The organism is Phyllobacterium ifriqiyense (assembly GCF_030817885.1).
Classification (GTDB): domain Bacteria; phylum Pseudomonadota; class Alphaproteobacteria; order Rhizobiales; family Rhizobiaceae; genus Phyllobacterium; species Phyllobacterium ifriqiyense.
Genome location: NZ_JAUSZT010000003.1, coordinates 333,839 through 347,294 on the forward strand (window position 1 = coordinate 333,839; position 13,456 = coordinate 347,294).

11 protein-coding genes and 1 pseudogene are annotated in these 13,456 nt (G+C 53.4%); 6 read left to right on the top strand and 6 right to left on the bottom strand.

The features are described from left to right. Positions 1-16: 16 nt before the first annotated feature. The 4 genes and pseudogenes from QFZ34_RS08960 (at position 17) to QFZ34_RS08975 (ending at position 5,290) form a co-directional block, all read left to right on the top strand. Positions 17-862, top strand: a complete 846-nt coding sequence (locus QFZ34_RS08960; RefSeq protein ID WP_307279809.1) for an amidohydrolase family protein — start codon at positions 17-19, stop codon at positions 860-862. 104 nt (positions 863-966) lie between these two features. Beyond that, positions 967-2,803: pseudogene (locus tag QFZ34_RS08965) on the top strand (monovalent cation:proton antiporter-2 (CPA2) family protein). Between the two features lie 26 nt (positions 2,804-2,829). Further along, positions 2,830-3,381, top strand: coding sequence for a DUF924 family protein (locus tag QFZ34_RS08970; RefSeq protein WP_307279812.1), 552 nt, complete (start codon positions 2,830-2,832; stop codon positions 3,379-3,381). Between the two features lie 331 nt (positions 3,382-3,712). After that, positions 3,713-5,290 (top strand): TerC family protein, encoded by a 1,578-nt coding sequence (locus QFZ34_RS08975; protein WP_115052301.1) that lies wholly within the window; start codon positions 3,713-3,715, stop codon positions 5,288-5,290. 290 nt (positions 5,291-5,580) lie between these two features. Here QFZ34_RS08975 and zigA read toward each other — a convergent pair whose 3' ends face one another. The 5 genes from zigA to aztA all read right to left on the bottom strand — a co-directional run bounded on the left by zigA (position 5,581) and on the right by aztA (position 10,803). Next, positions 5,581-6,801, bottom strand: coding sequence for a zinc metallochaperone GTPase ZigA (zigA, locus tag QFZ34_RS08980; protein ID WP_115052300.1), 1,221 nt, complete (start codon positions 6,799-6,801; stop codon positions 5,581-5,583). Between the two features lie 55 nt (positions 6,802-6,856). Continuing rightward, a complete protein-coding gene (gene aztD, locus QFZ34_RS08985; protein WP_307279821.1) occupies positions 6,857-8,062 on the bottom strand; it encodes a zinc metallochaperone AztD in 1,206 nt (401 codons plus the stop codon). A gap of 80 nt (positions 8,063-8,142) precedes the next feature. After that, the gene (aztC, locus tag QFZ34_RS08990; protein ID WP_307279824.1) at positions 8,143-9,108 is read right to left on the bottom strand and encodes a zinc ABC transporter substrate-binding protein AztC; all 966 of its coding nucleotides are present in this window, start codon (positions 9,106-9,108) and stop codon (positions 8,143-8,145) included. A gap of 17 nt (positions 9,109-9,125) precedes the next feature. Continuing rightward, positions 9,126-9,992 (bottom strand): zinc ABC transporter permease AztB, encoded by an 867-nt coding sequence (gene aztB / locus QFZ34_RS08995; RefSeq protein ID WP_307279826.1) that lies wholly within the window; start codon positions 9,990-9,992, stop codon positions 9,126-9,128. A gap of 1 nt (position 9,993) precedes the next feature. Further along, positions 9,994-10,803: a zinc ABC transporter ATP-binding protein AztA gene (gene aztA / locus QFZ34_RS09000; RefSeq protein ID WP_307279828.1), complete on the bottom strand. Its 810-nt coding sequence runs from the start codon at positions 10,801-10,803 to the stop codon at positions 9,994-9,996. A gap of 187 nt (positions 10,804-10,990) precedes the next feature. Here aztA and QFZ34_RS09005 point away from each other — a divergent pair, with 187 nt between their 5' ends. Beyond that, a complete protein-coding gene (locus QFZ34_RS09005; protein ID WP_307279831.1) occupies positions 10,991-11,395 on the top strand; it encodes a Fur family transcriptional regulator in 405 nt (134 codons plus the stop codon). 4 nt (positions 11,396-11,399) lie between these two features. On the opposite strand, the gene QFZ34_RS09010 is transcribed toward QFZ34_RS09005, so the two are convergent. Next, positions 11,400-12,098, bottom strand: a complete 699-nt coding sequence (locus tag QFZ34_RS09010) for a TetR/AcrR family transcriptional regulator (RefSeq protein WP_307279834.1) — start codon at positions 12,096-12,098, stop codon at positions 11,400-11,402. Between the two features lie 148 nt (positions 12,099-12,246). Between QFZ34_RS09010 and QFZ34_RS09015 the strand changes: the two genes are divergently transcribed. After that, complete coding sequence (locus QFZ34_RS09015) at positions 12,247-13,425, top strand: HlyD family secretion protein (RefSeq protein ID WP_115052293.1); 1,179 nt, start codon at positions 12,247-12,249, stop codon at positions 13,423-13,425. Positions 13,426-13,456: the final 31 nt, after the last annotated feature.

Sequence of the window (13,456 nt, forward strand, 5' to 3'; positions counted from 1 at the left end):
TTGGAGAAATCAAATAATGGCCAGTGAATTGATTGATACGCACCTGCACCTCATTGACCAATCCGTCTTGTCCTATCCTTGGCTATCCAGTGTGGAAGCGCTGAACCGTGATTTCCTCTACGAAGAATATGCCCAGCAAGCACTTCGCGTCGGCATTACCCGCGCATTGCATATGGAAGTTGACGTCGCAGCCTCTGATATTGAGAGCGAAACGACCAACGTCGCCAAATTATCCGCACGCGAAGGAAACTTGATTGCGGGGGCGATCTCTTCCTGCCGCCCGGAAGATGAGGCTTTTTCTGCCTTTCTTGAGCGGCAACTCGCAAATCCACTGGTCAAGGGCTTTCGGCGCGTTCTCCACGTCATGCCCGACGAGCTTTCTGCGCAGCCATTATTTCGCGAGAATTTAAAGAAGCTTGGAGGCACGGGGCTATCTTTTGACCTGTGCGTTCTGCCCAAACAGATCGAAAAAGCGATCACCCTTGCCGACCTTGCCCCCGACGTTCAGTTCATTCTTGATCATTGCGGCGTACCCGATATCAAGGGCGGGGCATTCAAGCCATGGCAGGCAGGCATCACCGAAATCGCAAAGCGCGCCAATGTTACGGCGAAGATATCCGGCGTGGTTGCCTATGCCGATGCGCAGACCTGGAATGTTGAGACTTTGGCCCCTTATGTGAACCACGTCATTGCCAGTTTTGGTTTTGATCGCCTGGTTTGGGGAAGCGACTGGCCGGTATGTACGTTGGGTGGAGGCCTCGCCACATGGGTTGCTGCCACGCATGCGCTTGTTGCCGGCTGTAGCGAGGATGAGAAGGCAAAACTTTTCTCGCAAAACGCCAAGCGGATCTGGAAGCTGTAATCTTCAAATTATTGTAGAGGACATCTCGTCCATTTTAGCTTGCCTGCTGGGCACCACCGCTTTACCTGTGAAAATCAGAGCAATTGCGCATCGCAGGAGAGACAATGGCAACTGAAGCAAGTGGCCCCGATCTATTAAGTGTTGTCGTCCTGCTGGGTGCAGGCGTGGTCGCTGTCCCCCTGTTCAAGAGGCTCGGGCTAGGATCGGTGCTTGGCTATCTTGCCGCCGGACTGGTCATCGGTCCCTTTGGTCTTGGCTTCTTTTCTGACCCTGAAACCATTTTGCATGTGGCTGAACTTGGCGTTGTCATGTTTCTGTTCATTATTGGACTGGAAATGCAGCCGACGAAACTTTGGGGCATGCGCAATGAGATTTTCGGTCTCGGTGCATTACAGGTCATCGTCTGTGCTCTGCTGCTGACTGGCGTTGGCAGCGCAACCGGCTTTCCCGTTGCTGTGTCTTTCGTGTCAGGCGCAGGCTTTGTTCTGACCTCGACGGCCATCGTCATGCAATTGCTGGAAGAGCGCGGCGAAATTGCCTCGGCCAAAGGCCAGCGCATGGTATCGATCCTGCTTTTCGAAGATCTGGCAATCGTACCGCTGCTGGCGCTGGTCGCTTTTCTTGCACCCATCAGCACCACCGAGGCGGGCGGATTGCGTTGGCTTGATATTGGCATCGGGATTGGCGCTGTCGCGGGCCTTATCATTGCGGGGCGCTACCTGCTCAATCCCCTGTTCAGCCTGCTCGCCATGACGAGAGCCCGGGAGGTTATGACTGCTGCCGCTTTGCTGGTTGTGCTCGGGGGCCGCGCTTGTCATGCAGGTCAGCGGCCTTTCCATGGCCATGGGCGCTTTCCTTGCAGGCGTACTCCTGTCTGAATCCACCTTCCGCCATCAGTTGGAGGCGGATGTCGAACCATTCCGCGGTATATTGCTTGGGCTTTTCTTCCTCGCAGTCGGCATGTCCCTTAATCTGGCTGTCGTTGCCGCCAACTGGCAAATGGTGGTCTTCTACGTTGCCGCCTTCATGATCGTCAAAGCAATCGCGATCTACATTGTGGCTCGCATGCTGAAATCATCCCATCGCGAATCGCTGGAACGCGCCATTGTAATGGCTCAGGGCGGCGAATTTGCCTTTGTGCTTTATTCCACGGCGACGGCAGTGGGCATTCTGGATGGCGAATCCAATGCGATCCTGACGGCAATCATCATTATCTCGATGGTTCTTACGCCTCTCGCCATTATCGGCATGCGATATATCTTGCCAGCCGAGACGCAGGCGCTGAAGGATGTTGATATAGCGGAAGGATTGACCGGCAGGGTTCTAGTTATCGGCTTTGGCCGTTTCGGCCAGATTTCCAGCCAACCTCTGCTGCTTCGCGATGTCGACGTATCGATCATTGATAATGATATAGAAATGATCCAGGCAGCCGCGCAGTTCGGCTTCAAGGTCTATTATGGCGATGGCACGCGTCTGGATATTCTGCACGCAGCCGGTGCGGGTCGCGCCCAGGCAGTGTTGATCTGCGTCGATAAGGCAGAAACAATTCTTTCAATCGCCCATCTCATCAAGGCCGAATTTCCGCTGGTGCAGATTTATGCGCGGTCATTTGATCGTGGCAATACGATTGAACTGATCAAGATCGGCGTCGAGTACCAACTTCGCGAAACCTTTGAATCCGCGCTCATGTTTGGGCAAACAACCTTGATCGGACTTGGCGTTGATCCGGAAGAAGCAGCCGAGATCATCCGCGATATTCGCCAGCGCGATGACGAGCGTCTCGATCTTCAACTGGCTGGCGGCATACATGCAGGCAATGATCTCATGAAGGGCAATATGCCGGTTCCCGGACCTTTGATCAAACCACGCCAGCCCGGACGCCCCTTGAGCGAAGAAACTGCAAGTGTCTTGCCCATTGCCGCATCTGCGGACGCAAACTGAGTGGGTCAGACTAAAGAGGATAGAATATGTCAAAGGAACAATCGTCGGTAATCAAGGAAGTCACTGACTTCTGGCGTGAGGCCGGACCGGAAAAATGGTTCAAGAAGGACGAAGCCTTCGACACTGTTTTTCACAAGACATTTCTTGACGAACATTTCGCCGCCGCAAGACGGGAATATGAAACTTGGGTCGACACGGCTGAGGGTGCGCTGGCACTCATGATCCTGCTCGATCAGTTTCCCCGCAATTGTTTCCGCAATACCGGTCATATGTACGCGACCGATGAACTGGCGCGCTATTACGCAAATCGGGCGCTGGAACAAGGCCATGACATTTCTGTCGCGCCGGAACTGCGCGCATTCTTCTATCTGCCATTCATGCATTCGGAAGATGTGGACGACCAGCGCCGTTGTGTAGAGCTTTGCAGTCACGGTTCTCCAGCAAATGTCGAATATGCCAATGACCACTATGACATTATTCAACGTTTCGGACGTTTTCCCCATCGCAACATAATATTGGGCCGCGATACCACCGAGGAAGAACGCGCATTCCTTGATGCAGGCGGGTTTGCCGGCTGAAATATCTATCGCGGTATCGGCTTTGTTATTGTCCGCCACTTGAACCAAAGCGGCGGGACTGCCATTATATGCGCATCTGGCACCGATACATTTCACAATTTCAGCCAGTGACACAGGGACTGACCGCGCGCATCAATGCCGGACGATCAATCTGAAGAGCCGGACTTGCGAAGCATGCTGACTCTGCACTCGCAGCGTCAGCACCGAAAACCCGCCATTCTCCCTTATCCTGAATTTGCCCGCTATGCTGGTGGATTTGTGCTGTTTTTGACAGCCGGTCCGCCCGCAAAGTCATGCTCTCATTTTATCCGCTAACAGGACCCGACTTCCAATGGATCTGACATTTCAATGGATTGCCGACCCCAATGCCTGGATCGGTCTTGCGACGCTCGTCGTTCTGGAGATCGTGCTTGGTATCGACAATCTTGTTTTCATTGCCATTCTTGCCGACAAACTTCCGCCGCACCAGCGTAACCGGGCACGACTTGTCGGCCTGTCGCTGGCATTGGTCATGCGGCTTGCCTTGCTCGCCTCTATCTCCTGGGTCGTTACCCTCACGGAACCGCTTTTCAGTGTTGCAGGATTTGCTTTCTCCGGCCGCGATCTCATTTTGATCGTGGGCGGCGTTTTCCTTCTGTTCAAGGGGACGATGGAGTTACATGAGCGGCTGGAGGGAAGTCTTGCAGCCAAGGAAAGCAATGCTGTCCACGCCGTATTTTGGCAGGTCATCGCGCAGATTGTCGTTCTGGATGCCGTGTTCTCATTGGATAGCGTGATCACCGCCGTTGGCATGGTCAAGCACCTTGAAGTGATGATGATTGCGGTCATTGTCGCCGTCGGCGTGATGATGCTCGCCGCAAAGCCATTGATGAGCTTCGTTAATCGTCATCCGACAGTGGTTATCCTCTGCCTCGGATTTCTGATGATGATAGGTTTCAGTCTCATTATCGAAGGCTTCGGCTTTCATATCCCAAAGGGCTATCTCTACGCGGCCATTGGCTTTTCGGTTCTCGTGGAAGCTGCAAATCAGTTTGGTCGCCACAATCGCGAAAAACGCATCACCACAATGGACTTGCGCGATCGCACGGCTGGTGCCGTTCTGCGCCTTCTCGGCGGTGGTCGCGGCAGCGATGCGCCTCACTCGGACACGCTGGATGCCATAGCAGAACATTCTGCTGCATCAGATGTTTTCCATCCGGAAGAAAAGGAAATGATCCGCGGCGTCCTCGATCTGGTCGAGCGGCCGGTGCGCTCGATCATGTCGCCACGCAACGAAGTGGAGTGGCTTGATCTGGATGAAACCAATGAGGAATTGCTCGCGGAAATCCGCACGCTCGCCCATAGCCGCGTTGTGCTTGCCCGAGGGCGCGTGGATGATTTTGTTGGTGTCGCGCTCACCAAGGATTTGCTGTTCGCAATTTTGGATGGCGGCAAGATCGATTGGGAAAAGGTGACACGCCAACCACTCATCTTGCATGAGAACGCCAATGTTCTGCGCGTGATGGAACAGCTTCGCGGTTCAACTGTTCAGATGGGCGTTATCCTCGACGAGCATGGTTCGTTTGAGGGTGTGGTGACGCCAACCGATATTCTCGAAGCGATTGCCGGTGATTTTCCTGAAGAGGGTGAAGAAAGTCCGATCCTCGAGCGGTCCGAAGATGGCAGCATGGTGGTGGATGCCTATATCGACATCCGCCGTTTGGGCAGCCTCATCGATCGGGATTTGGTCGATGACGGCGACCGTTACACCACGCTCGCCGGTTATATTCTGTGGAATCTCGGACACATCCCGACCACAGGCGAAAAACTGACCGTCGATGACTACGAGTATGAAATCGTAGAAATGGATGGCCGAAATATTGGCAAGGTGCGCATCAGTTCAACCTTGGCTTCGGCGCTTTTCATTTAGAGCATTTCCAGCAAAAGTGTGAAGCGGCTTTGCGTTGGATAATGCGTAAAAACAAAGAGATAGAGCATTACGGTGACTCCGTTTTTATTGGAAATGCTCTAGAAGCTTTTTCGCAATCGCAACTCATGACCTCTTCCGGGCACTGATGTCCTTCCCCCAAAAGGGAAGGACTATCGCAATTGAAGCTTTTGGTTTGAACAGGCTTTGCCCGCTCGTCTGAGACATCAAAACCCAGGAGTTTCGATGCCAGATTCTGCATGGTTCCCAAGCGCAATCTCATTTGCCGGCTCTCAGGAAGCCTGTCTCATCCAGCTTGGAAAGGGGTCCAGCAACGCCTCCCATTTATGCGGCGTGAATTCATCCGTATCCAAGAGACAGGCGTCGAGTTGCGCGCGGATTTCAGCTTCATCCATGGGATCGACGCCGATGAAGACCAGTTCCTGGCGCCGATCACCCCAAATAGGATGAAGATATGGCTTCATGGCATTCAACCACTCGGGACTATCAGGCCAACGGCTTTTCGAAACCGATGACCACCAAAGACCGCGCTTTTCTGATCTGACCAATGCACCCGCCTGGCTAAGCTCGCCGACATGGTCCGGCCGTGTCGCAAGCCAGAAAAAGCCTTTGGCACGGATGACCCCGGTCCAGTTTGAGTTGATGAAATCCTGGAACTTTTGCGGATCGAACGGGCGCCGTTCACGATAGACAAATGAGCGAACACCATATTCTTCCGTTTCAGGTATGTGATCGGCAAAATTGTTCAGTTCCTTGTACCAAAGCGGGTTTTCTTGCGCCTTGTCGAAATCGAAAAGGCCCGTGTCCAGAACGTCGGCAAGATTGACCTTGGCAAAATCCGTTTCGATTACCTTGGCATCTGGATTCAGGGCACGAATGATTTTTCGTGCAATATCGCGGTCATACATGGAGGCCGACGATATCTTGTTCAGGATGATGACATCGGCAAATTCGATTTGATCGACGAGAAGATCGACCAATGTGCGGTTATCCCCATCACCCAGTGACTCGCCACGATCCTTGAGAAAGTCGCTGGAGGCATAATCCTTCAAAAGATTTGCCGCATCAACGACAGTCACCATTGTGTCGAGGCATGAGATATCCGACAGGCTCATGCCGTTTTCATCACGAAAATCAAAGGTGGATGCCACCGGCAGCGGCTCTGATATGCCGGTCGACTCTATCAACAGATGGTCAAACCGGCCTTGACTTGCCAATTGCCGCACTTCTGCGAGAAGATCGTCGCGCAAGGTGCAGCAGATGCAACCATTGGTCATCTCAACCAATTGCTCTTCCGTCCGCGACAAGTTCGCACCACCGTCGCGGATAAGCGCGGCATCAATATTAACCTCGCTCATATCGTTGACGATAACCGCGACACGGCGGCCCTCACGATTGTTGAGAATATGATTGAGGAGTGTGGTTTTGCCCGCTCCGAGAAAACCCGAAAGCACTGTCACGGGCAAGCGCTTGGCTGTTGCTGTGTTTTGCATGGCTTTAGCCTTTCCAAAAAAAAGCCCACGCGCTGTTCGGCGCGCGGGCATAGGATTACTCGTGAACTTCGCCCGACCCGCCTATGGCCACAACATTGTAAGGAGTGCCTTCAACTGGAATATCGCGGGACTTTTCGAAACGGGCTGCGTCAATGACCTGCAACCGGCTTTTCAGAGGGTCGGTAAGTATGATGTCATCGCCTGCGACGGCAATTCGAGGCCGTGGCAGGTTCCAATGGCCGTCCATGCTGTAAGGCTCTGTAAGCTGTAGCGATTTTTCAATCTTGCCGGTGATGACATCCAGCTGGTGCAGTTGACCATCCTCGGTAAAGATATAGGCAAAGCGCGGGCGCACAGAATCGACAGCAAAATGAACGCGGCGTGCGGGAAGCTCGATCAGACGGAATGCATCTTCAGCGGTTGGATCAATCAGAACCACCGCCTGCGGCCCGTAATTGCCCAGAAAATACTGTAGCCCCTTGCCACCAACCAAAGCTGAGGACTTGCCCTCTGGAAGCGATTTTGAATAATCAAGATGATTGATCTCCAGCTCGTCATTCGCCGATTTCACCAGAAGCAGACCCGATTTACAGGCTATGGCGACGATACTGCCTGAGGCCGCTTCGCCGTGGAGATCCGGGCAATCATACAATTCTCCTGAAACTTTATTATTCGCTCCGGCAATACGCACGCCGATGGGCAGCTCCTTGACTGGCTCTGTCGGGTGCGGTTCGGACACGAGAACCTTCTCACCGAAAGCGACCGCAACGCCATGATGCGGCGAGGCAACTTTCACTTCCCTTGCATCGGCCTTCTCGCCCAGAACGTCAGACTCTTTAACAATTTTGACCGCCCCGTCCCCATCAAAGAACAAGGCAATTTGCCCATGGTGGTCGACAAAGTGCGACGGTTTCTTTCCCGCAAAATTCAAATTGAGCAGCGTAGGCTTTTCAACTTTCAGATCCCCGTGATCTCCATGATCATCAACAGAAATGCCACTTGAAATGACTGAGAATTGGCCAGCATCACGCTCGTTGGCGAATACTAGGCGACCACTTTCGCTCCGCGAAAGGCTGGCTGGTGCTTTCATCTTGAACGTGTCCAGCACCTCGCCGGTCTTGGCATCCAGAGCGCGTATTACGGGATCGGCCTGATCGGCGACGAATAGCCGCCATGCCGTTTTTCCCTCTGCCAAGGCGGGGGTCATCAGCAAACCAGCTGTGATGGCGAGAGACGAGAACACAAGTAGGTGCCGTGTCATGGTTTTCTCCTAATGTAATAACATAACATTTCTGGGTAAAAGAAAAGCGGAGTCCTGCTCCGCTTTTCCGGCGTGCCGTATTAACTGCCGAGAATGGCCTTCTTGAATGTAGCGATATTGTGCTGCATCATTTCGACATAGGTCCCGGCACCATCCTCAGGCTTGGATAGAGCATCCGAGAACAGCGTGCCGCCGACGTTCAGTTTCGTTTCGCTGGCAATCTGTTCGATCAAACGCGGGTTGGTGATATTCTCGACAAAGATTGCCGAGGCCTTGTCTTCCTTGATCTGCTTGATCAGGGCAACAATATCGGCAGCAGAGGCTTCCGAATCCGTCGAAATGCCTTCTGGCGCCAGGAATTTCAGGCCATATTCATGTTCAAAATAGCCAAATGCATCGTGCGACGTGATGACGAGGCGCTTGCTTTCCGGAATTGACGCAATTGCGGCCTTCACATCTGCTTCCGTCGCGTCGAGCTTCTTGGTGTAGTCGGCAGCATTGGTCTTGTAGGTATCGCAATTTGCAGCATCAGCTGTGCAGAAGGCGTCGGCGATATTCTTCACATAAATCTTTGCGTTGCTGATGGACTGAAAAGCATGCGGATCATAGGCACCGTGATCGTGTCCTTCATGGGCATGCGCTTCGGGTTCATGCTTGTGCTCTTCTCCACTCGCATGATCATGCTCTTCTTCGCCGCTTTTCAACGGCTCAACACCCTTGGTCAATTCAACGATTGGTGCCTTTGTGGCGCTTGCTTCTACAAGCCGCGGCAGAAATCCCTCGAAGTTCAAACCATTGACCAACACAACATCAGCTTTGGCAACAGCTGCGGCATCAGATGGCTTTGGCTCATAAACATGCGCGTCGCCATCCGGGCCAACCAGCGTCGTCAGATCGATCTTGTCGCCACCGACATTCTTGGCGAAGTCAGAGATGATCGAAAAACTCGAAACAACTTTCAGGTTTTCGGCAGAAGCAGAACTATAGGCTGCACTCAGTAATAGTATAACATTTAAAGCACTGGCAAGTTTGAGGGTTTTGATCATGGTCTCTTTCCTTGATTTTATGCGGTTCTGTGACGATGAGGGCGAAGGCGGCTTTGTAGAATTCCGCTCGAGCCCATTATGATGGAGCAAAGATAAACTGCACCGGCAGAGAGAATAATAGCCGGTCCTGATGGCACCGAAAAATGATAGGAGATCAACAGTCCCCCGACACATGAGGCAAAGCCGATTGCTATTGCCACGGCGCACATCGGCCCGACACGAGCAGTCCAGAAACGCGCAGCGGCAGCCGGAAGCATCATCAGCCCGACAGCAAGCAATGTGCCAAGCGCCTGAAAACCGCCGACGAGATTTATCACCACCAGGCCGAGAAATATGAAATGGACCGGCGTACCGATGCGGCTGACAGAGCGCAGAAATAACGGATCAAGACACTCCGCCACCAATCCCCGCCAGAAGATTGCCAGTGTCACGACACTGATTGCCGAGATAAGACCAATCAGGCCAAGCGCATCATTATTGAGCGCGAGTACCGTGCCGAACAGGACATGCATGAGATCAACGTTCGATCCGCGCAGCGAAACAATCAAAACACCCAGCGCCAGCGATATGAGATAGAAAGCCGCCATTGAAGCGTCCTCCTTCTGGATGGTAAAGCGGGAAACCGCCCCCGCCCCCAAGGCAACGATGACACCGGCAACCAGCCCGCCAATTGTCATCGGCACGATCTGCAAACCATAGAGAAGGAAACCGACCGCAGCGCCGGGCAGGATCGCATGCGCCATCGCATCACCGGTCAGGCTCATGCGACGCAGCATCAAAAATACACCGACCGGACATGAGCCAAGTGCCAGAGCCAGCGAACCCAGCAATGCGCGCTGCATGAAGCTATAATCGACGAAGGGAGCAATCAGAAAATCATACATGCTATGCAGCCCCCTTTTTCATATGGTCATGGGGTCCGCTGTGATTGTGGGCGTGCGTGTGATCGTGACCATGCAACTGGTCATCCTCGCACCATGCAGCGCCTTCTTCCCATGCTTCGTGGAACTGGCGGGCGTGGAGAAGATTTTCCGGCCGCAACGTATCGCGGGATGAACCCCAGGCAATTGGCTTGCGGGCCAGAAGCAGGGTTTCCGGGAAATGTTCCTTCACCAGTTCCAGATCATGCACGACAACCATGACGGTCCGGCTTTCGCCATGCCAGCGCTTGATGAGGCCGACGAGATCAGCAACGGTCTTGGCATCGATCGCATTGAAGGGTTCGTCCAGCAGAATTATGTCAGCGTCCTGCACAAGAACGCGCGCAAACAATGCCCGCTGCAATTGTCCGCCGGACAGGGTATCAATGCCGCGCTTTTCAAAGCCGCCAAGCCCCACAGCCATCAATGCCTGTGAAACGCTTGCCCGGTCTTCTTTGCTGAAACGGCCCAGTAATCCCCGTCTTGGCCACAGGCCAAGTGATACGAGATCGACCACACGTGCCGGGAAAGACCGGTCAAGTTCCGATTGCTGCGGCAGATAGGCGATCCGCATGCCCTTCTCAACTGTGCATGAGCCGGACATGGGCTTCAACACACCGACAATACCCTTCATCAGCGTGGACTTGCCTGAACCATTTGATCCGACAACGGCTGTCAAAGATCCCCGCGCGACAACGCCGCTAAGGTGATGCACAGCTGGATGGCTGTGGTAACCCAACGTAAGATCACGAAATGTCAGACTTGGTTCAGTCATAAAGGTAAAACTCGCGGAAAAGCCGGATTTACTGAAAGCCTTCTCGGCAAATTCTTGACGTCTTCGTATGTGATGTTATTACATTAGTCAACAATGGCAAATTTGAGATCAGTGGAAAAGAGATGACGCACTGGCGGTTCGTGAAAAAATTTCTTATCTAGTAAGCAGATAAAAGGAACAAGCGAATATGGCGGCCACTCAGGAACTCACCAAGAACCAGTCACTGGTTTTCGACGCTTTGACACGCGCCGACGGGCCGTTGAGCGCCTACACTATTTTGGACCAATTGCGTGAAAATGGTTTCCGCGCCCCCTTACAGGTCTATCGTGCGCTGGATAAACTTCTCGATTATGGGATGATCCACCGGCTTGAAAGCATAAATGCCTTTGTTGCTTGCTCCCATCCTCATGATCATAGCCACAACCATGGCATGATCGCCTTCGCGATCTGCGAGAAATGCGGCCAGGTTACCGAGTTTTCAGATGACGTTATCACTGCCCGTGTCCGTGAATGGACAAAGGGTAATGGGTTTAAACCTTCCAAAACGACAATCGAAATTCGCGGCATCTGCGCCAGCTGTGGCACAGCCTGAATATTCAGCGCTTGCCATAGGCTCTCAGAAACACATCGACACCCGCAGTAACCGTCTTGTTGATTTGTTCTTCCGTCGGTGCCTCATCCATGCAGCCAAACAGCCGGCGCTTGAAGAGGCCCGTCATCACAAGATCTGACAGTTGATAGGTGGCAAGTTCGGTATCTTCAATTTCCAGATCGCCCGCGGCGACATGCTTGTCCAGAAATGCCTTCATCATCGCCTGCCCCTTTTTCGGGCCCTGCTCGTAAAAGCTCCGGCTCATTGAGGGCATGCGTTCGGCCACACCGATAACAACACGCTGCGCACGAATGACCACATCGGACGTCACCTTGATCGAAAGCGCCTTGCCGAATGCGATAAGCGCATCACGCAAATCATAGTCGCCCTCAAAGGCGGAATAAATACCGCTGAAAAGCCTTTCGCGATAACTGATGCAAAGTTCGAGAAAAAGCTCCTCCTTGCTATCGAAATAGACATAGATCGTGCCTTTGGAGACACCTGCCTCGCGCGTAATGTCATTCATGCTGGCTGCATCAAAGCCCATTGTGGAAAATACCCGGTCGGCACCCTCCAATATTTGCTGACGCTTTGCCGGATCTTGCCCGGCAGCTAAACGGCCCTGCCGCTCATCGCCCGATAGCGCTGCTTCCAGCGCGTTAGCGGTGGACAATGATGTCGAATAGGCCTTTTTAGATGACATTCTCGTTCTGTTTCCTCGTTTGTTGTTCTTTTTTCGAACCAAGCGGTTCGATCCCCTTGATATGGCGCTCTCAATTGCGCTATGTCAACGATCGAACCGAATGGTTCAATCAGTTTTATGGCTGAACATCCGTAGAAAGAAACCCCAAATGCCTGCGTCCAAAGCAAAGAATGAGGCTGACATCCGTCAGTTCCCGGCTCCAGTTTCAAAATCCGAGATGCCCGCAACTACGGAAGCGCCGCAACATGATGTTGCCGCTGACGTAAAGAAAGCCGAGCCTCCCAAGCGCTCCCGCAAACGGCTGATCCTGACGACTATTTTGGTGGCGGCGCTCGCCGGTGGTGCATATTTCGGTTACGGATATTGGACGACGGGCCGTTTTATGGTTTCCACCGATGACGCCTATATCCAGGGCGATATTACTGCCATCGCTCCCAAGGTGACCGGCTATATCGATACAATCAATGTTGTTGCCAACCAGCGCGTCAAGGCGGGTGATCCATTGATCACGCTTGATAATGGCGATTACACGCTCGCTGAGGAACAGGCCGAAGCACAGATTGCCACGCAGAAGCTTTCGCTTGACCGTATCAAGGCGCAGACCGAGGCCGCAAGGGCTTCGCTGACCGAGGCGCAGGCTGGAAAATTGAGCGCACAGGCAGTGCTGACCAATGCGCAAGCCGGTTCGGTACGGGCCAATCAGTTGCATGCAACGCGGTTTGCTTCGCAGTCGACGCTTGATGATGCAACTGCCGCATTGGATCAGGCAAAGGCCAATCTTGCATCCGCTGATGCAAAGATCGCCAGCGCAGCCGCCAATGTCGGCGTTCTTGAGGCCCAATACAAGGAAGCTGAAGGCACCATTGCCTCGCTCGAATTGTCGAAAGACAAGGCAGCGCGCGACCTGAGCTTTACCGTCATCCGTGCACCAGTGGATGGCGTCATTGGCAATCTTGCCGCCAAGAAGGGCGACCTTGTCAGTCCCGGCCAGCGTTTGGCTGCACTCGTTCCTGTTAATGCGCTCTATATCGATGCAAATTACAAGGAAACGCAGCTTCGTGACATAAATGTGGGCCAGAAAGTCCACATTCGGGTCGATGCGCTGGATGGCGATACGTTTGAAGGCACGGTTGCTTCCATTGCACCGGCCTCCGGCGCCGTCTTCTCCCTTCTTCCTCCGGAAAATGCCACGGGTAACTTCACCAAGGTTGTACAACGTGTTCCTGTTCGCATTGCCTTGCCGGGTGACGCCTTGGCCAGCGGCAAGTTGCAGGCGGGCCTCAGCGTCGTTGTCGATGTCGACACGCGGACGACTCCAGCCAAGTAAATCCGGTTCCGGAATCGGAAAGGGCGACGAT

Bases quoted from the DNA above. Each gene is read 5' to 3' on its own strand.
- aztD (WP_307279821.1), bottom strand. From the start codon at position 8,062: ATGACACGGCACCTACTTGTGTTCTCGTCTCTCGCCATCACAGCTGGT.
- aztA (WP_307279828.1), bottom strand. From the start codon at position 10,803: ATGACTGAACCAAGTCTGACATTTCGTGATCTTACGTTGGGTTACCAC.
- aztB (WP_307279826.1), bottom strand. From the start codon at position 9,992: ATGTATGATTTTCTGATTGCTCCCTTCGTCGATTATAGCTTCATGCAG.
- QFZ34_RS08970 (WP_307279812.1), top strand. From the start codon at position 2,830: ATGTCAAAGGAACAATCGTCGGTAATCAAGGAAGTCACTGACTTCTGG.
- QFZ34_RS09010 (WP_307279834.1), bottom strand. From the start codon at position 12,098: ATGTCATCTAAAAAGGCCTATTCGACATCATTGTCCACCGCTAACGCG.
- zigA (WP_115052300.1), bottom strand. From the start codon at position 6,801: ATGCAAAACACAGCAACAGCCAAGCGCTTGCCCGTGACAGTGCTTTCG.
- aztC (WP_307279824.1), bottom strand. From the start codon at position 9,108: ATGATCAAAACCCTCAAACTTGCCAGTGCTTTAAATGTTATACTATTA.
- QFZ34_RS09015 (WP_115052293.1), top strand. From the start codon at position 12,247: ATGCCTGCGTCCAAAGCAAAGAATGAGGCTGACATCCGTCAGTTCCCG.
- QFZ34_RS08975 (WP_115052301.1), top strand. From the start codon at position 3,713: ATGGATCTGACATTTCAATGGATTGCCGACCCCAATGCCTGGATCGGT.
- QFZ34_RS09005 (WP_307279831.1), top strand. From the start codon at position 10,991: ATGGCGGCCACTCAGGAACTCACCAAGAACCAGTCACTGGTTTTCGAC.
- QFZ34_RS08960 (WP_307279809.1), top strand. From the start codon at position 17: ATGGCCAGTGAATTGATTGATACGCACCTGCACCTCATTGACCAATCC.